We start from the raw sequence: 18,143 nt of genomic DNA on the forward strand, positions 1-18,143 counted from the left end.
AATAAATGGACAGGCAGGACAAGACAATGAAAATTTCAGCTTTTGGAGAAGTGATGATGCGTTTGACTCCGCCCGAATATTTAATGCTGGAGCAGACAAAAGAACTGAGAATGGACTTTACAGGAAGCGGTGTAAATATTTTAAGCAACCTTGCCCATTTTGGCTGTAAAACGAGTCTGATTACTAATCTTCCGGATAACCGTTTGGGTGAAGCGGCAAAAGCAAGTATGCGTCAGTTGGGAATCAGTGATAGATGGATTGGTCAATGCGGCAATCATATCGGTTCCTATTTTGCAGAAATGGGCTTTGGACCGCGTGCAACACAAGTGACCTATCAAAATCGACACAGCAGTTCTTTTGGTGTCAGTGATGATTTCGCTTATCCGTTTGAGGAGTTTCTGGAAGATACGGATTTGGTTCACATTTGCGGCATTTCTTTGAGCTTAACGGATCAAACAAGAGCTGCAGCTTTTTCTCTAGCAGAAAAAGCACATGCGCAGGGGAAAAAAATCTGTTTTGATTTTAACTTTCGCCCCAGTTTGAACCAAAATAATGAGAATGCATTTATGAGAGAACAATATGAACGAATGCTGCCTTATTGTGATATTGTGTTCGGAAGTCAGAGAGATCTGACTGATTTGCTGGGAATGACTGTAGATTTGGATTTGCCGTCTCCAGAACAGTTTCCGGAACTAGTCAGAAGATTTATGAAACGATATGCTGTTGAACAATTTGCAGGAACTTTTAGAACTAGAAAAGATGAGAAGTCTTACCTTTCCGGATTTTTATTTTCAGAGGGCGAGTATCAGCAGGCAGAAGCAAGAGAGATCATCAATCTGGATCGAATTGGTGCAGGTGACGGCTACGCCGCAGGAGTGCTTCTTGGCTACGCAGAAAAATGGCCGTTGGCAAAGACGGTAGAATTCGCTACTGCAAATGGAGTGCTTGCCCACACTATTCAGGGGGATGTTCCGCTGACAACCCGAAAGCAAGTCGAACATATGATGGAATATCCTGCAGTTGATTTGATTCGATAAGTAAGATAGACTGATAGACTGAAACGAAAGTTGATAAGTTACTTTCGTTTCAGTTCTTTTTTCATTATAATGAGAGAGATAGATTCAAAGTGTAATACAGGAGGAAATAAGATGCCCGAAGATTTTTGGATTGCTTTGCAAAATGAAAAAGTTATAGACAACATCCGCAAGCGTCCGGGGATGTATATTGGTGCACTTGGTCTTTCCGGCTTGGAAAGCATGATGATTCAGCTCCTTGATTATTTATTGGGGATGGCAGGAGCACCGGAAGTGTCGCAATTGGCGATCGAGCTTTCTGGTGAACAGATTCTTTTGTCATTTTCCAGCAAGCGGAAGTGGCTGTTTGGACAAAAAAACGAACAGTCTTCTTCTCCGTATCTGTTCCTGCAAATCATGCTGGCACTCTCTGAGCAGGTGGGGATCAGTATGCAGACGCCAAAAAAGCGGGAGATTCGTATTTATCAACAGGCTGCAGTAGTAAAAGAGGCGTCTCTTTCTTCCAAAGGAGAAGAATATCGACTTGAATTGGCATTTACACCGAATCCGGCGTATTTTGGTACACAGCAATTTTCTTACTTTATTCTATTTAATCGTTGTCAGCAGCTGGCAATGCTTCACAGCGGTTTAATGATTACATTGACAGATGGAAAAGATCAGAAAAATATACTCCATTATCAGCAGGGGCTTGTTGAATATATTTTTCAAAAAGACAACAGTCTGACTAGAGGCCGAAAACCTTTAATTATAAGGACCTCAAGAGAAGATGTTTTGATTCAGGCAGTTATTTCAAAGAATCCGTCAGCAAGCATCAGAGACAGTTTTGTCAACAGTCACCTGCCTGCAGATGGGGGAACACATTTGGATGGATTTATTCAGGGAGCAGTAGACGGAATGAATCAGTTTTTAGGAGAAACCAGCCGGATGAAAATCATGACGGTTGAAAATTTTCCTGAACGTTTTGATTTTGTACTTTCTATTAAAATAAAGCAGCGGCCCAGATATGCAGGGACAGTCAGACAGAAGATACGAAATCCAGAGCTGTATAAAATTGTCAGAGAAGCGATTTCAGAAGAGGTGTCTATTTTCTTGAGACGACATCCTTCCTGGTATGTAAGATAGTTTCAGGCAGGAAAGAAGACAGGAGGCTGAAGTATGAAGATATTCATTGACGGAGATGGATCGCCGGTAAAAGAAGATACAATCTCTATCGGACTTTCGAAAGAATTGGAAATAGTGGTTGTAACAAGTATTGATCATTATTCTCAAAAGGAATATCCGAAAGGCGTTTCATTTATATATGTGGATAAAGGTGTTGATTCCGCAGATTATCGCATCCTTGAACTCATTAAAAAAGGCGATCTTTTGGTTACTCAGGATTATGGACTTGCCTCACTGGCTCTTCCCAAAGGTGCAGCGGTTCTGCATCAGCTGGGTAAGGAGTATACCCTTGATTCCATTGATCAGCTGTTGGAACAGCGGTATTTTAGTGCAAAAGTTAGAAAAAGCGGAGGTCGAACAAAAGGACCAAAGCCTTTTACAGCACAGGATCGGGAAAAATTTAGAGAAAAGCTGAGGGAAGTTATTCGAAGAGAGTTGGACAAATAGTCCAAACCAATCTAGCCGGCAATTGTAATGCTGGCGTAATGAATTTGAATTGATTCTATTACAAAAATCATTTTTATGCTAAAATAATGAAAAAGAATTTGGCTAATGGAATACATAGTAATAGATGGGAAAATAGGAGGAAAAGCATTTGAAGATTGTATTGTTATACGGAGGAAAAAGTGAAGAGCACGATGTATCTATTTTATCCGCTTTTTCTGTTTTAAATGCAGTTTATTATAATTATTATCAAGTTCAGCTGGTCTATATCAGTAAGGAAGGTCAATGGGTAAAAGGTCCGCTTTTAACAGAAGCTCCTGAAGACGAAGCAGTCTTGCATCTGTCTTGGAACCCACATGGAGGTGTCTCAGAAGAGGATAATTTTACCGGAGAAGTGATTATGCCCTGTGATATTAAAGAAGAGGACAGTATTGTCTTTCCGGTACTTCATGGACCGAACGGCGAGGATGGAACGATTCAGGGATTTTTGGAAACAATGGATATTCCTTATGTCGGTGCCGGTGTTTTAGCCAGCGCCACTGCCATGGATAAAATTATGACTAAATATCTTCTTCAGACAGCAGGAATTCCTCAAGTACCATTTGTGCCTGTTCTGGCTAATCAATGGAAAGAGAATCCAAAACATATTTTTGAACAATGCGAAGGATCACTGATTTATCCAATGTTCATTAAACCGGCAAATATGGGTTCCAGCGTGGGAATTTCTAAAGCGGAGAACCGAGTAGAACTTCAAAATGCGTTGAAAGAGGCGTATAAGTATGATTCTCGGGCTATTGTTGAACAGGGAATTGAGGCAAGAGAAATCGAAGTGGCTATTTTAGGAAATGAAGATGTACGGACAACCATGGCAGGAGAAATCGTAAAAGACGTTGATTTTTACGATTATAATTCTAAATATATTGATAATAAAATAACTATGCAGATTCCGGCAGAGATTCCGGATGAGGTTCATCAGGAAGCACAAAAGTATGCGAAAAAGGCCTATCAAATTTTAGACGGCAGCGGTTTGAGCCGATGTGACTTCTTTTTAACAAGTAAAAATGAATTATTCCTTAATGAGCTGAACACGATGCCGGGCTTTACGCAGTTCAGTATGTACCCTTTACTATGGGAAAATATGGGACTAAAATACAGTGATCTGATAGAAGAGCTGATTCAACTGGCCTTGAATCGTTATAAGCAGCATCAAAGCTTGTACGGAAACTGATTGAGTATGGTCCATAACGAAGCTCCAAACTTATAACATTCAAATGACATTCAAAAAAATCCGAATAGATGGCGGAACAGAAGCAGATTCTTTGATAACAGGTCAAAATTGTTGAGAATCACTATTTTATATAAAATAGATGTTTCCTCGTAGGACACATATCACAGCTTAGGTCATACACAGGTACTTTTGCGAGGCCTCGAAGAGCATTTAGTGCCTATGAGCTTTCTTGTCATTTTCATGAATCCCTTCTTATTTGTCATAAATCACTACGATTGACTTGTCAGAGTAGATGATGCATGATCGCTACACGGTGCTTGAAGCTGAATCCTTCTGTTCAGATCTCTTTCAGCAACTGTTTGGCATCTATAAAGTAAGGCTGTACAAGGAGCTGAAGCGGCTCCTTGTATTATTTTTTTGAAAAAACAATTTGCAAATGCTGATTTTTAGAATGATTCATATGCTGTGCCGGAGTATGAAGCTTAGATTTTCAGACTCTCTTATAAAAGAAAAGGAGAATGACCGATGAAACTTAGTTTTTGGGAAATAGCTGAAGCAACGCATGGGGAAAATAACTGGCAGCAATGGGAAGATCTTCCGATAACAGGTATTGAGTTTGACAGTCGTCTGATTAAGGAAGGGAATCTTTTCGTGCCGCTTTCAGGAACTAATGATGGACATTTATTTGCAGATCAGGCAGTTGCCAATGGAGCTGTTGCTGCATTTTGGAGCAGTAATGAAAAAGCACCTGAGGGTCTTGGAATTATCGAAGTTTCGGATACACTGGAAGCAATGCAGCAGTTGGCAATATATTATTTAAAGAAGCTTGCGCCTTCAGTTATCGGCATTACCGGCAGCAATGGGAAGACGACAACAAAAGACATGACAGAGGCAGTTTTGTCTCAGAAATTTCAGACTTACAAAACACAAGGAAACTACAATAATGAGATTGGACTGCCCTATACAATTCTCCATATGCCTGATGATACTGAGAAACTTATTCTGGAAATGGGTATGGATCATGCCGGAGAAGTTCGTTTTCTGTCCAAATTGGCGCAACCGGATGTTGCAGCGATTACGATGATTGGAGAGGCTCACATTGAACATTTAGGTTCAAGGGAGGGAATTGCAGCAGCCAAAATGGAAATTGTAGAAGGCTTGAAAACTGATGGACTTTTGATGGTTCCTAATGAGGAACCGCTGCTGGAGGATTTAACTGCTAATCTGACTCAGACTGTGGAAAAATTTGGCTGGTCCGCCGATGCTTTCTATCAGGGGGAAACAATAGAAACAGGAAAAGAACAGACAATATTTAAAGTTTCAGGTTCTGAGGAGGTTTTCAGTATTCCGCTTCCGGGTAATTACAATGTGACCAATGCGTTAATTGCTATTGGAATTGGGCGCTGGTTTGGGCTTTCCTATTCAGAAATACAAGCAGGTCTAAAAAGTTTTAATTTAACGAAGAATCGAACAGAATGGCTAAAAAGTGTGAACGGACTTGAAATCTTAAGTGATGTTTACAATGCCAATCCAACTGCGATGAAACTGGTCGTTGATAATTTTAGACAAATGCCGATCAACAGTGGCGGCAAGCGTGTAGCAGTATTGGGGGATATGCTGGAGCTGGGACCTGAATCAAAAGAAATGCATCGCTCTGTCGGCGAGTATTTAAATCCGGAAGAAATTGCAGAAGTCTTTTTATACGGTAGTGAAATGTATGATCTGTATAGAGCGTTGGAACCGAGATACGGGAAAAAAATTCATTACTATCCAAAAAATGAAAAGGACAGTATGATTCGATCGCTAAAATCTATTCTGACTCCACTGGATATGGTTGTATTAAAAGGAAGTAACGGGATGGGGTTATCGGAAGTGGTGACAGCTTTGTTAAATGAAAACTAGTTTTCATAAAACTTGCTGAAAAGTAATAATTGTGCTAAAATAAACTGTTGTCAGAAGATTTGAATTGGAATAGGTGACAGACAAAGACTGTCCGTATTATCTATATAAAACTTGAAGAGCTGAACGTTTCCGTTTGGCTTTTCTGTTGTCAATCTTCATACGATTGGATTTTTCGATAGAGTTAATAAGATGGTTTGATGAAAACATATAGTTTATTTCAGAATAAACAGAGCGGATGCCTCAGCAGTGAATGGTCGGTACCTGTTCAACAGAGCAAACTGTGCGACCGAGTTTATTGACTCATTGAAATGTTTAGTAACAGAGGGAATGCCCTCAAAGAATAAGAAATTAGGAGGATCACATTGAAATTTAACGAACTTGGTTTATCATCTACACTATTATCTGCTATTGAGCGTTCAGGCTTTGAAGAAGCAACACCGATCCAGGCAGAAACAATTCCTTTGGGATTACAAGGAAAAGACGTTATTGGTCAGGCACAAACAGGTACAGGGAAAACGGCGGCTTTTGGTCTGCCAATGCTTGAAAAAATTGATGCAGGCAAACGCATACTGCAGGGACTGGTTGTTGCACCTACAAGAGAACTGGCTATCCAGACTCAGGAAGAATTGTTCCGTCTTGGACGGGATAAAAAGATTCGTGTTCAAGCTGTTTACGGAGGAGCAGATATTGGTCGTCAGATCAAAGGGTTGAAAGACAATCCGCATATTGTGGTAGGAACCCCCGGAAGACTTATTGATCATATCAATCGTCGAACACTGAAATTAGGTACAGTTGAATTACTGGTACTGGATGAAGCAGATGAAATGCTCAATATGGGATTTTTGGAAGATATAGAAAAAATTATTTCGCAGGTTCCAAGTGAACGTCAGACCTTGCTGTTTTCAGCAACAATGCCGCCGGCTATCAAGAACATCGGCGTGAAGTTCATGAGAGATCCGGAACATGTGAAAATTAAAGCAAAAGAAATGACTGCTGATCTGATTGATCAATTTTATGTGCGATCAAAAGATTATGAGAAATTTGATGTAATGACAAGACTGCTGGATGTTCAGTCTCCAGATCTTACAATTGTTTTCGGGCGGACAAAACGAAGAGTGGATGAGCTTGCACGAGGCTTGGAAGCACGAGGCTACAAAGCAGAAGGAATCCATGGGGATTTGTCTCAGCAAAAAAGAATGAGTGTTTTACGTTCATTTAAAAACGGCAACTTGGATATTCTGGTGGCTACTGATGTGGCAGCCCGCGGATTAGATATTTCCGGGGTTACTCACGTTTACAACTACGATATTCCTCAGGACCCTGAGAGCTACGTACACCGTATCGGCAGAACCGGTCGTGCGGGTAAAGGCGGGATGTCAGTAACATTTGTTACACCAAATGAAATGGGCTATCTGCATGTCATTGAATCTTTGACGAAAAAGAGAATGTCTCCATTGAGACCGCCCACAGAAAAAGAAGCGTTTCATGGTAAATTAGGACTTGCAATGGAATCTGTAGGAGAAAAGTTAGAGCAAAATGGGCTGGACAAGTATCTGGCTTCTGCTGAAGTACTGCTGGAAAAATATTCTGCGCAGGATTTGGCAGCGTTGCTGCTTAAAACAATCTCTAAAGATCCGGAAGATGCTGTGCCGGTGAAAATAACACCTGAGCGTCCGCTTCCTTCACCGAAAAGCGGCGGCTTTAATAAAAATAAACGACACAGCAGCGGAGGTAATCGTCAGCGTAAAGATGGACGTTCTTCTCAATATCGCGGAAAGAATAATAAAAACAGCGGCGGCAGCAGCAGCGGTAACGGAAGTTATAACAAAGGAAAGAAAAATTATTCTTCCAAGCGCAGTAATGACAAGAGCAGAGGCTTTGTGATTCGCGAAAAAGGAAATAACTAAATGTAAAGATACATATCAGGCTGCAGACAACGACCATTTAAGGTGTTGTTCACAGCCTGATATTTTTTTATTAAGACAGATCTTTTTCTTTGTTCTTACTAGTAGGAAAAATGACTGAAATTTGATAGAATAAATATAATTTATTGATTTGAAATGCGAGGCAGATTATGATAAAGGGGATAGGAATTGATATTGTTGAGCTTTCCAGGATTGAGCGGATTATTCAAAAGCAATCTTCATTTATCAAACGAGTCCTGACTGAAAATGAACGTTTGATGTTTCAACAACTTTCACAAAATCGTCAGATAGAATTTTTGGGTGGCCGCTTTTGCTGTAAGGAAGCTTTTTCAAAAGCTTGGGGGACTGGAATCAGCGGCGTTGGTTTTCAGGAAATAGAAATACTGAGCAACAGCAGCGGGGCTCCGGAGGTGACAAAATCGCCTCACATGGGAAAAGTTTTTGTATCCATTTCCCATACGGACTCACTGGCAATTGCACAAATCATTCTGGAAGAATGACAATGGGAACAATTGATTTAAAAGGAGGAGACGCAATGGTTACTGGGCATCATCGCCCCACCAGATTACTGATTGATACACAGTCAATTATAGAAAATGTAGCAAACGAAGTGGCAAGACTTCCTAAAGGGAGAGAGCTTTTTGCTGTTGTTAAGGCTGATGGATACGGGCATGGAGCTGTAGAGACTGCATACAGTGCAAAAAAAGGTGGTGCTTCCGGCTTTTGTGTTGCGTTGCTGGATGAAGGACTGGAGCTCCGGGAAGCCGGATTGACAGAACCTATTTTGATTTTGGGAACTGTAGATCCAATGTACATAGATTTATTGTTAAAATATGATTTATCCGTAACAGCTGCTACAAAAAAATGGTTGGTAGAAGCTGCAGCGCAACTTAATAAGCTTAATGCAGGAGTTTCCTTGAAGATACATATAAAATCGGATACAGGGATGGGCAGAATAGGCTTCACTTCTCTTGAAGAAACTCTGGAGGCTGTTGAAATAGTCAGAGAGAATCCTTTAATGGAGTGGGAGGGCATTTTTACTCATTTTTCCACTGCAGATGAAGCAGATGTATCCTATTTTAAGGAGCAGGAAACAAAATTTCGGGAGCTTATAGAGAAGCTGCCTGAACAGCCGCGATATATTCACAGCGAAAACAGTGCAGCTGCATTGTGGCATCCGGAAAGCCCAGGAAACATGATCCGCTTTGGGATCGCCATGTATGGTTTGAATCCATCAGGGGGCAAACTGGAAGATACCTATTTTTTAAAACCGGCACTAAGTTTGGAAACATCGTTGATTCAAGTCAAGGAAGTTGAAGCTGGTACAGGGATAGGATATGGCAAAACATATACAGCTGCGGAAAATGAATGGATCGGAACGATTCCAATTGGTTATGCGGATGGCTGGCTGAGACATATGCAGGGGTTTAGTGTTTTAGTGAATGGGAAAAAGTGTGAAATCGTAGGAAGAGTGTGCATGGATCAGTGTATGCTGCTTCTGAAAGAATGGGTACCGGAGGGCACAAAAGTAACATTGGTAGGTGAAAATAGCGGGGAAACGGTTACGTTGCAGATGGTTGCCGAACATCTTTCGACAATTCATTATGAAGTAGCCTGTACATTTTCTCAACGCATACCAAGGGAATATAAATAGGGAGGACAACATGGTCAAACGTGGGGATATTTATTTTGCTGACCTCTCTCCTGTTGTTGGTTCTGAACAAGGCGGTATACGTCCCGTCTTGGTTATTCAGAATAATCTGGGAAATCATTTTAGCCCAACCATTATTGTGGCAGCTGTAACAGCGAAAATGGCTAAGCCCAAATTACCTACACACATAGGAATCAATTCAGAAGAGACCGGCATTGAAAGAGACTCAGTAATTTTACTGGAACAGATTAGAACAATCGATAAGGCAAGACTGAAGGAAAAAGTCTGCCACTTGAATTCGCAATTAATGTCTGCTGTAGACAGAGCTTTGGGAATTAGTGTAGGCATCATTGAATCAGAACCGGAAGAATCGGTAGGAACATACCAAATATAACAAATATGAATGACATACCAATTTATTGTGATACATAGTTAAAAAGCCAAACAAAACACATGTTTTTTCTTTTTGATAAATTGCTGCAATAACACATAATTACAGCTCTCTAAAACAGTTTTACAGGAGCACAAAAAAAAGTTGGCAAGAGCAAAAGGTAATGTTACAATGGATTATGTATAATTGGGTAGAAAATAGATAACTTCAAGAAATTATTCATCAGTGTTTTTATTACGGTATAAAGGGGTTTTTTATTTGGTCATAATTGTTATAGGAATTTTGGTAATCGCTATGTTGGCTTTCTTCAGTTATGAGTTGTACAAGAGAGTGAACTTAAATCAGCTGAATTCAGAAAATTCAAAAATGCAGAAAAAAATTAATGTGTACAGACAACAGGAAAACAGTCGTCTGGTTGTTTCTCTTGTTATTGCAATGATTTTCATTTCATTTGTTTTACTGGGAATATTGTATCAGCAGTATCTTTTACAGCAGGACAATGAATCCCTAAAATCAGATGTGGCAGTATTGGAAAAGGAGACAGGCAGTGCAGGCGGTCTGGTGGAAGATTATAAGGCAGGCAGCTTGAAGCTGGCTGAATTTCCTTGGGGAACAGTTGTAGAAAGTCGTGATGCTGCAGCTCTGACAAATTATGAGCTGCAACTGTCAAGAGACTGGAAACCCTTTTTGGGTGAGGTAAGTGTAACGATCGTTAGAAGTCAGACAACTAAAACACTTACTATCTCAGTTTTCTCCTCTTCGCTGGCGAATACAGATTTCCAGACTGTTAAGAAAAATGTGGAGAAGTTTGTGGAGGAACTGGGAGCAGTACCTGAAATAAAGATGATAGATTTTAATTTTACATATCGTGACGAAACAAATACATTAACGAAACAATCAATCGTGTATGCTCAAGATGACTCAGAGGATCAGGGACTAAAAAGGATAGAGCTTAGTAAATAACGAAATATTTAGATGAGGTGTAATACATGGCAAAAAGACGGTTAATTAAAAAAATTAACGAAGTGTCTGATGAAGAATTGGCACAGGAAACGTTTGAAACAGAAAATGAAGGTACAGAGAGCAGATATTCCGCAGCTTCCAATGAACAGTTGGAAAAGCAAGATCAGGAAATTAAACATTTAAGAGAATTGTTGGAAGAGTATCGCTTACAGGAAGCGGAATTTGAGCAGGAAAGAGACGAGAATTTCCGTCTGTCCCAACAGAATAAACAGTTGACATTCAAAGTTGAAAATGATCAGAAGGAACTTGAAAAACTCACTGACAGAAATGATGAACTGGAGATGCTTCTGAATCAGAAAGAAGCTGAGATCAGCGAGCTAAAAGATGCTCAGACACAAGGGGCTTCAGAAGAAGTTCAAACATTGAGAAATCAGGTTCAGCAGCTTCAGCGCGACAATGAAGAAGCGCAGCAGCAGATCAGCAGTCTGGAAGCAGAACTGTTGGTTAAAAATAAAGAACTAGATACACGAATTACTGAAAAAGAACAGGAGATCAAGCAGCTGAATGCTGATTTATTATCCCGTGGAAGTACAACAGAAAAACAAGAAGCATTGGAGACGGTAAAAATGGAATTAGAAGAATTAAATAAAAAACTTCATAAAAGTGAAGACGAGAAACAGGCGCTTACACAAAAAATTGCCGATCTTCAACAGCAGCTTGCTCAATTACAGGAAGAAAACAGTCGCTTAAATGACAAAGCAATTTCTTTGTCTGCTGACAGCACATCTGTAGGAACAAACGGGCATATTGAAGAATTGAAGAAAGAACTTGAAGCTGTTCTTAAAGAGAAAAGTGAATTAGAAGTAACTCTTGGACGCATTCAGGCATTAAACGACAAACATGCAATTCAAAAGAATGTTTTTGAAGCAGAAGTTGCAACCTTGAGAGAAAGTTATAAACAAAAAGAAGAAGAACTTGAATCTGTTAAATCAGAATTGAATGTTCTTCAAAGCGGTGGAGCAGCTGGAGAAGCAAAAGGTGAGCAGCTTGCTGAATTGCTGCAGGCGAAACAACAAATCAATGATTTACTGCTGAAAAATCAGTCATTACAGGAAGATGCACTGAAATCTCAACAGGAAATCGGGGAAGTAATGGTTTCAGCGAAGAAAGAAGCAAACAGAATTATTAGCGAAGCTCAAGTTGAAGCAAAACATATGATTAATTCAGCTGAATTGGAAATGCTGAACATTGGAAATCGTGCGAAAAATATTTCTAATGAAGTAGAAGAATCCAAAAATGAAATTATGAGCGTTTATCGTGAACTGGAAGAGCGCCTGAGCAAACTTTCCCGTTTGGATAAAACAGGAAACTAATAAAAGATAAGGAGAGTTCGATATGGGGAAGAATAGAAATAGAATGATGTTGCTGTCACTCCTTTCAGCTGGAATCATTGGAGTTTCTGCCTATTTAATGAATTCAACTCTTATTGAGGGCTCAACACCTGATGAAACAGCGGCATCTTCTACAGAAGAGCCCAAAGGAGAAGTTACAATGACTTCTGTGACATCAACTGATGAAACTTCAAATGAAAGCAGTGCACCTGTTGAACAGATACCGGTAGTTGTAGAGCCTGAACCAGAAGTAGAAAATATACCAGTGGATCCGGCAAATATTTATACGGTTCAGTCAGGTGAAACACTTTGGGAGATCAGCCAGACTACTGGAGTATCTGTACAGGATTTGATGATTACCAATCAGCTGAGTAGTGCTGTAATTATTGAAGGCCAGGAATTAGTACTGTCAAAATAATAAGAATAAAAAGAGTTTTCGGTTTGGTAAAATCCGAAAACTCTTTTTCAGCTTTTCTTATGGTAAATTGCGCTGCGTTTTGTTATTCTTATTAAGATAAGAGTGTAAATTGAGGTGCTACATGGACGAGTTTATAGAAAACCTAAAAAAGATGAGGGGCAAGGAAGAATCAACTGAGAATATGCCCAAATTGAAACGCCCGCTGATCAAAAAAAATCAGAATATAGAAACAATTAAAGAGAGACCAACTGTTCAGAGAGAAACTGCAGCATTGAAAAAGAGAAAACCAGCGGTTGAGCAGAAAGAGTTAAAAGAACAACAACCCGTTGTTTCAAAAAATAGTAAGAAGAGAAGACCGACAGATATTGAGCGCAAAACGCCTCCCAAAAGGAAACGAAAAAGAAAGCTTACAAAACAAGAAATTGAGTTTAGGAAAAAGAAAAAACAGAAGGAACAGATTATTGAAATCATTAAGTTTGTTGTTCCGGTCATTATCATGGCAACCATTGTTTTTATTTTTATTTTTAATACTTCTCCGCATATAGTTGATGGTGATTCAATGAATCCGACTTTACAGAGTGGAGACAAGGTGATTGCGAAACGAACGAAAACGCCAAACCGCTATGAGATTATTACATTTGATCCGCCGGTTGACAGTAATTTTCAATACGTAAAACGCGTAATTGGGATGCCGGGAGATGCAATCTGGATTGAAGGCTCCGACTTGTTTATTAATCAGACGGAAGGGGTTCCTGAAGGGGTTGTTTTAAATGCTGCCAACGAGCTTCCAGATGGTACTATAAAAGTATCCATTTCTCCGGAAACGGTGGTACAGTTGTCTAAATTTGATAAAATTCCAGATGAATTCTACTTTGTACTGGGCGATAACAGAAATAACTCAAGTGATAGCAGAGAGTTTGGGTTAGTCAGCAAGTTTTCAATAGAAGGTGTGGTTACGTTCCGCTATAAACCGCTCAGCTCAATTGGCTGGGTTAGATAGAAGGAACAGCATATTTTCTGTACTTGGCTGATTGAGAGCTTGAATCGAAATATTAGGGAACAGAATAAAATCAAAAGAGGCATTGTCGATTATCAGCAGGAATAAACGACAATGCCTCTTTTAAAATCTGATTCATTCAATCAGCAATAACGATCATTTTGTTAGAATTCTCAGTAAATTCTGGTTTTTTATATAAAATAGAGAAATTTTAGCACGTTTCTTTGCTATAATGGAGCTACAGAAGTAAGGATTTCTTACTTATTTATCAAGTAAATTGAGAATAATTTTTTTGACCTCATTCATATCATAATTGTTTCCTACATCAGAGAAGACATACGTTGTTTTTTGATTTTCTGCAATTGCTTCGTTATAAATATTAGACAGTAATATATCATAATAAGAATCTTCCTGATATAATTCAGCTTTGATAGGAAACTTATGTCCAAGCACATTTGTTAAATGCTGCATGACCAGTTCACCTATGGAAGGATTCAGAGAATGATACACACCAATGGTAATTTTTTCTTCATTGAGCTCTGCTATATGATTTAAAATAATTGTGTAATGTATTTGAGTAAAGCGATTGATGAAACGATTTTTCTCTTCGCTCGAATCAAATTTTTCAGAAGCAATTCTCATAGTTTCATCCACCTCATTTCCTGTGAAAGGATGCCTGTGTGCATTGATTATGGAAGTGATTGTCCAATAGTCGAAAGGTAGGATGAAACCGTCGAAATAGTAAAGTCTTGAATGCAGTTGAAACAGTAAATTTTCAATATAGGACAAGCGGTCATCTGAGGCGTGCGTAGTTAGATAACCCTGCTGCTTCAAGTATTTTAAAATGACCTTATTCATATAGTTTAAATAAGAACTCTCTTTTCTCTGTGCTTCTGCCAGTCGAAAGGCAAAAGAAGAATTCGCAGAAAAATTGTTCATGGAGCAGAAGAAATCATAAAACATATAGGCTTCGTAGATAGTGTATGGACGATCGATTTTTTTCATGTATGTATGGAAAGCCAGATTTATCTCTTCAAACAGCGGACGGTCTGGATGATCATAATTTGGGCTGATAACCGGATTTAATTCGACAGTCATTCGGCGCAGTGAAATCTTCATCCATAATTTAATTTGGAATATTTCAGTGGGATCAAAGGTCACATTCAGAGATTCTTTTAACGTTTCAATAAAACCAAGATATTGATTGGACGTTTCTTTTTCCAGTTCAGTTTTATCTTCAAAAAGATACCAGAAAAAATTAAAAAAGAAATATCTGATTTGCTTTTCTTCTCCTACTATTTTTCCTCTTTTTATTTGTAAATGAAATTCTTTCAGAAGCTCATTCAATTCTGTGACTTTTCGATAATACGTTGCAGAGCTGATTGCATAGGATAATTGAAAATAATCGCAACTTACCTCGTTTTTTTGAAACAGTTGATTGACCATTTGAAATTTTATCGATTTATCAAGAAAAAGAAGAACAACTTTTTTTAGCGGGAAATTAAGTTCTTTGGTTAAAGAAAGGTGATCTCCGCTAGTGGTTATTCTCACTTGGTCACTAATTCCGTTTTCTTCAAGAAAACTTTGTAAAAAAGAAAGATATTCATTCAATGTAGGTAAACTGATTTGAAACTCTTCAATCAGCTTACTCTTTGTTGATTTTCCTTGATTATTGTACAGAAATAAAAGAATATCATTCATATAATCATATGGTTTTTCTAAAAAATCTCGTTTTAGCATAATCGACACCTCACTTTAAGCATACTTTATTCATGATAAAATGGCAATATTAATCTGAGAAAAGTATGTTATTGTTGGAAGGTGGATTTCTTTTTTTTAGGAAGTTATATATAATGAAAACACGGAATATGCAGTTATATTAAACAAAGTAATTCATTCAGCAGAGATTACTTGAAGGGAGATAGGTTTTTGAAGATAATAATTATCGGAGCCTCACACGGCGGACTTCAGGCAGCTTTCACTATAAAGCGATTAAACCCTGGAACAGACGTTATTCTGATTGAAAAAAGAAATGATATCAGCTACGTCTCCAGTGGTATCACTATAAAATTGAATCATATGGTAGATGATCTTGATGATGTACGTTATACTACTGCAGAGGATTTACACAAACTTGGAATAAGACTGTGTCTGGAATCAAAAGTTACTCATATAGAACCGGAAGGAAAAATAGTGATGTATGAGAAGCCGGATGGCAGCCAAGCAGAGGAGAACTATGATAAACTAATCCTTGCGATGGGTTCCAACCAGTTTTCTTTGAACATGAAACTACCTGGTAATAATCAAATCACACACTTTAAAAGTTATGACAGCTCGCTGGAAGCACTGCACAAAATTGAAGCTGCGAACAGTATTTCAATTATTGGCGGCGGCTATATTGGCGTGGAACTTTCAGATGCTTTGAAGGATAAGGGAAAAGAAGTTCATCTTATTGAAAGTGCTGATACAGTTCTGTTTCGTTATATTGATAAAGAGCTGGGGGAGATTTTGAAAAAAGAAATCGTTGAATCTGGGATACATCTTCATCTGAATGAAACGGTGCTGAGCTTTAATGCTAAAGAAGAAGAGATATTTTCTACAGTCACAACAAAAAAAGAAATTAAAAATGATTATGTAGTGATTGCGGTCAATGCACGTCCGGATACGGAGCTCGTTCACGATTTTCTTGATTTGAATCCCAATGGCACAGTGCGTGTGAATAAGCATATGCAGACTAGTGATCCGAATATTTATGCTCTGGGGGATATTGTTTCTTATCCTGTTCATAACAGTTATCGGCAATCGTTTATCCCGTTGGTTAATAATGTTGTGAGAAGTGCCACAGTTGCAGCAATGAATGTTATGGGAAATAAAATGAGTTTTAATACAACAAAGAAGACAACGGCTACTCATGTTTTTGGTTATTATATTGCCAGTTCAGGTTTGACAGAGACTGAAGCAATGTTTGAGGGGATTGATGTTGAAAGTATTTTTCTGAAGCTTCCCTACCAATTGCCTTACTTGAAAGAGCAGGATAGTATTTATATAAAAATGGTGTTTTCAAAAGAAACAAATTGCCTTATTGGTGGTCAGCTGATGTCGAAAAAGGATGTTACCCAAATTATCAATATTATTTCTTTAGCAATAGATAAGGAAGTCGATTGGGAAGAACTGGTTACAATGGATTTCTATTTCAATCCAATTCTTAATCAGCCAATGGGTGTCATCAGTCAGGCTGCTTATGAGTTTATGCTTAGAAAATACAAAAACTAACGATTAATAAACAAAGGTTAGAGCATTTATTCTTTGTTTCATCAATAGAGATGAAGCTTTGAGTAAACTGTTCTAGGCTTTTTTATTTATTCAGGAGCTGGGACATCAGTATGTTTTAGCTCCCTAAAATTGAATAAACAGTGTTCCAGTCTTTGTATACCACTACGGTCAGTTATCTCCTATTTAAGATTAGATGTCTGCATATTCATGAGATTATCATTTCGTATACGGCTATCTCTTTGTAGACGGAATAGATTCTGACAAATTTATCCCTATCAGAGTGTTGCATACTATTTTACTAGTACGATTATCTTAGTGAGATTGGAAATTCTGAGAACTGATTTTCTACTACGGGAAAATCTTGTATCTCCTTGGAAAAGTATTGGTATATCTTGGATGAGCATAAGACATGCGACGAGGAGTTGAAGAAGCACAGAAGCAAGTTCTTGCACGACCTTAAGACATGCGACGAGCATTCGAAGAAGCGTAGGAGCAAGTTCTTGCATGACCTTAAGACATGCGACGAGCATTCGAAGAAGCGTAGGAGCAAGTTCTTGCACGACCTTAAGACATGCGACGAGCATTCGAAGAAGCGTAGGAGCAAGTTCTTACTTGACCCTCAGATATGCGACGAGCATTCGAAGAAGCGTAGGAGCAAGTTCTTGCACGACCTTAAGACATACGACGAGCATTCGAAGAAGCGCAGAAGCAAGTTCTTGCACGACCTTAAGACATGCGACGAGCATTCGAAGAAGCGCAGAAGCAAGTTCTTGCACGACCTTAAGACATACGACGAGCATTCGAAGAAGCGTAGGAGCACGTTCTTACTTGACCCTCAGATATGCGATGAGCATTCGTAGAAGCGTAGGAGCAAGTTCTTGCATGACCTTAAGACATGCGACGAGCATTCGAAGAAGCGTAGGAGCAAGTTCTTGCATGACCTTAAGACATGCGACGAGCATTCGAAGAAGCGTAGGAGCAAGCTTTTAATACAGGAATGAATTATTGCTACCCCATCAGATTGTCGGTTCGCATACCATCTCACTAGCTGTTCCTGAAACAGTGGGGCTGACAAGTCTATCAAAGGTTTCTACATCAGTAGAAAATCCTTTAGAATCAGCATATGGAGAATATCTATAATCAATGTACCAGGAGCAGGAGGCACCATATTGAAAAGTACCTTTCAGCATAAAAAGATAGTGAGTGGAATAAAACAGATTTTTGATTACTTTTTAAGGAAAACAAGTAATTCTGTCTGGTTCTTTTTTGAGCTGAAAGAGGATTACTTTAGTTTTTGTCAAATAGGCTTAAAAGATTCTTCAGAAGTGCTGGGGAAAATTACGACAGATTAAAATAGTTGTCTAA

16 protein-coding genes are annotated in these 18,143 nt (G+C 38.8%); 15 read left to right on the forward strand and 1 reads right to left on the reverse strand.

Annotated features, from left to right (window positions below; all coding sequences use genetic code 11):
• Positions 1–26 precede the first annotated feature (26 nt).
• The 13 genes from LI954_RS05715 to lepB all read left to right on the forward strand — a co-directional run bounded on the left by LI954_RS05715 (position 27) and on the right by lepB (position 13,508).
• The gene (locus LI954_RS05715; protein ID WP_229443932.1) at positions 27–1,037 is read left to right on the forward strand and encodes a sugar kinase; all 1,011 of its coding nucleotides are present in this window, start codon (positions 27–29) and stop codon (positions 1,035–1,037) included.
• Between the two features lie 111 nt (positions 1,038–1,148).
• The gene (locus tag LI954_RS05720; protein WP_202064065.1) at positions 1,149–2,156 is read left to right on the forward strand and encodes a hypothetical protein; all 1,008 of its coding nucleotides are present in this window, start codon (positions 1,149–1,151) and stop codon (positions 2,154–2,156) included.
• Between the two features lie 33 nt (positions 2,157–2,189).
• Positions 2,190–2,642 (forward strand): YaiI/YqxD family protein, encoded by a 453-nt coding sequence (locus LI954_RS05725; RefSeq protein WP_229443933.1) that lies wholly within the window; start codon positions 2,190–2,192, stop codon positions 2,640–2,642.
• A gap of 148 nt (positions 2,643–2,790) precedes the next feature.
• A complete protein-coding gene (locus tag LI954_RS05730) occupies positions 2,791–3,867 on the forward strand; it encodes a D-alanine--D-alanine ligase (protein ID WP_202064068.1) in 1,077 nt (358 codons plus the stop codon).
• 525 nt (positions 3,868–4,392) lie between these two features.
• A complete protein-coding gene (locus LI954_RS05735; RefSeq protein ID WP_202064069.1) occupies positions 4,393–5,769 on the forward strand; it encodes a UDP-N-acetylmuramoyl-tripeptide--D-alanyl-D-alanine ligase in 1,377 nt (458 codons plus the stop codon).
• A gap of 362 nt (positions 5,770–6,131) precedes the next feature.
• A complete protein-coding gene (cshA, locus tag LI954_RS05740) occupies positions 6,132–7,676 on the forward strand; it encodes a degradosome RNA helicase CshA (protein ID WP_229443934.1) in 1,545 nt (514 codons plus the stop codon).
• Between the two features lie 167 nt (positions 7,677–7,843).
• Complete coding sequence (gene acpS, locus LI954_RS05745) at positions 7,844–8,194, forward strand: holo-ACP synthase (RefSeq protein WP_202064071.1); 351 nt, start codon at positions 7,844–7,846, stop codon at positions 8,192–8,194.
• A gap of 35 nt (positions 8,195–8,229) precedes the next feature.
• Positions 8,230–9,348, forward strand: a complete 1,119-nt coding sequence (gene alr / locus LI954_RS05750) for an alanine racemase (protein ID WP_229444003.1) — start codon at positions 8,230–8,232, stop codon at positions 9,346–9,348.
• Between the two features lie 10 nt (positions 9,349–9,358).
• Complete coding sequence (locus tag LI954_RS05755; protein ID WP_202064072.1) at positions 9,359–9,739, forward strand: type II toxin-antitoxin system PemK/MazF family toxin; 381 nt, start codon at positions 9,359–9,361, stop codon at positions 9,737–9,739.
• Positions 9,740–9,994: 255 nt separating this feature from the next.
• Positions 9,995–10,699, forward strand: a complete 705-nt coding sequence (locus LI954_RS05760) for a hypothetical protein (protein ID WP_229443935.1) — start codon at positions 9,995–9,997, stop codon at positions 10,697–10,699.
• Between the two features lie 26 nt (positions 10,700–10,725).
• A complete protein-coding gene (locus LI954_RS05765; protein WP_202064073.1) occupies positions 10,726–12,072 on the forward strand; it encodes a hypothetical protein in 1,347 nt (448 codons plus the stop codon).
• Between the two features lie 22 nt (positions 12,073–12,094).
• Positions 12,095–12,508: a LysM peptidoglycan-binding domain-containing protein gene (locus LI954_RS05770; RefSeq protein ID WP_229441868.1), complete on the forward strand. Its 414-nt coding sequence runs from the start codon at positions 12,095–12,097 to the stop codon at positions 12,506–12,508.
• Between the two features lie 121 nt (positions 12,509–12,629).
• Positions 12,630–13,508 carry a signal peptidase I gene (gene lepB, locus LI954_RS05775; protein ID WP_229443936.1) on the forward strand — a complete coding sequence of 293 codons (879 nt, stop codon included), beginning with the start codon at positions 12,630–12,632 and terminating at the stop codon, positions 13,506–13,508.
• A gap of 258 nt (positions 13,509–13,766) precedes the next feature.
• Here lepB and LI954_RS05780 read toward each other — a convergent pair whose 3' ends face one another.
• Entirely contained in the window at positions 13,767–15,245 is a 1,479-nt protein-coding gene (locus tag LI954_RS05780) for a helix-turn-helix domain-containing protein (protein WP_229443937.1), read from the reverse strand.
• Positions 15,246–15,434: 189 nt separating this feature from the next.
• Between LI954_RS05780 and LI954_RS05785 the strand changes: the two genes are divergently transcribed.
• Both LI954_RS05785 and LI954_RS05790 read left to right on the forward strand, forming a co-directional pair.
• Entirely contained in the window at positions 15,435–16,778 is a 1,344-nt protein-coding gene (locus LI954_RS05785) for an FAD-dependent oxidoreductase (protein ID WP_229443938.1), read from the forward strand.
• Between the two features lie 1,169 nt (positions 16,779–17,947).
• The gene (locus LI954_RS05790) at positions 17,948–18,130 is read left to right on the forward strand and encodes a hypothetical protein (protein WP_229443939.1); all 183 of its coding nucleotides are present in this window, start codon (positions 17,948–17,950) and stop codon (positions 18,128–18,130) included.
• Positions 18,131–18,143 lie beyond the last annotated feature (13 nt).

Origin of the sequence: Enterococcus sp. CWB-B31, from assembly GCF_020567645.1 — a bacterium.
Lineage (GTDB): Bacteria > Bacillota > Bacilli > Lactobacillales > Enterococcaceae > Enterococcus_L.

Bases quoted from the DNA above. Each gene is read 5' to 3' on its own strand.
- LI954_RS05715 (WP_229443932.1), top strand. From the start codon at position 27: ATGAAAATTTCAGCTTTTGGAGAAGTGATGATGCGTTTGACTCCGCCC.
- LI954_RS05720 (WP_202064065.1), top strand. From the start codon at position 1,149: ATGCCCGAAGATTTTTGGATTGCTTTGCAAAATGAAAAAGTTATAGAC.
- LI954_RS05725 (WP_229443933.1), top strand. From the start codon at position 2,190: ATGAAGATATTCATTGACGGAGATGGATCGCCGGTAAAAGAAGATACA.
- LI954_RS05735 (WP_202064069.1), top strand. From the start codon at position 4,393: ATGAAACTTAGTTTTTGGGAAATAGCTGAAGCAACGCATGGGGAAAAT.
- acpS (WP_202064071.1), top strand. From the start codon at position 7,844: ATGATAAAGGGGATAGGAATTGATATTGTTGAGCTTTCCAGGATTGAG.
- alr (WP_229444003.1), top strand. From the start codon at position 8,230: ATGGTTACTGGGCATCATCGCCCCACCAGATTACTGATTGATACACAG.
- LI954_RS05755 (WP_202064072.1), top strand. From the start codon at position 9,359: ATGGTCAAACGTGGGGATATTTATTTTGCTGACCTCTCTCCTGTTGTT.
- LI954_RS05765 (WP_202064073.1), top strand. From the start codon at position 10,726: ATGGCAAAAAGACGGTTAATTAAAAAAATTAACGAAGTGTCTGATGAA.
- LI954_RS05770 (WP_229441868.1), top strand. From the start codon at position 12,095: ATGGGGAAGAATAGAAATAGAATGATGTTGCTGTCACTCCTTTCAGCT.
- lepB (WP_229443936.1), top strand. From the start codon at position 12,630: ATGGACGAGTTTATAGAAAACCTAAAAAAGATGAGGGGCAAGGAAGAA.
- LI954_RS05780 (WP_229443937.1), bottom strand. From the start codon at position 15,245: ATGCTAAAACGAGATTTTTTAGAAAAACCATATGATTATATGAATGAT.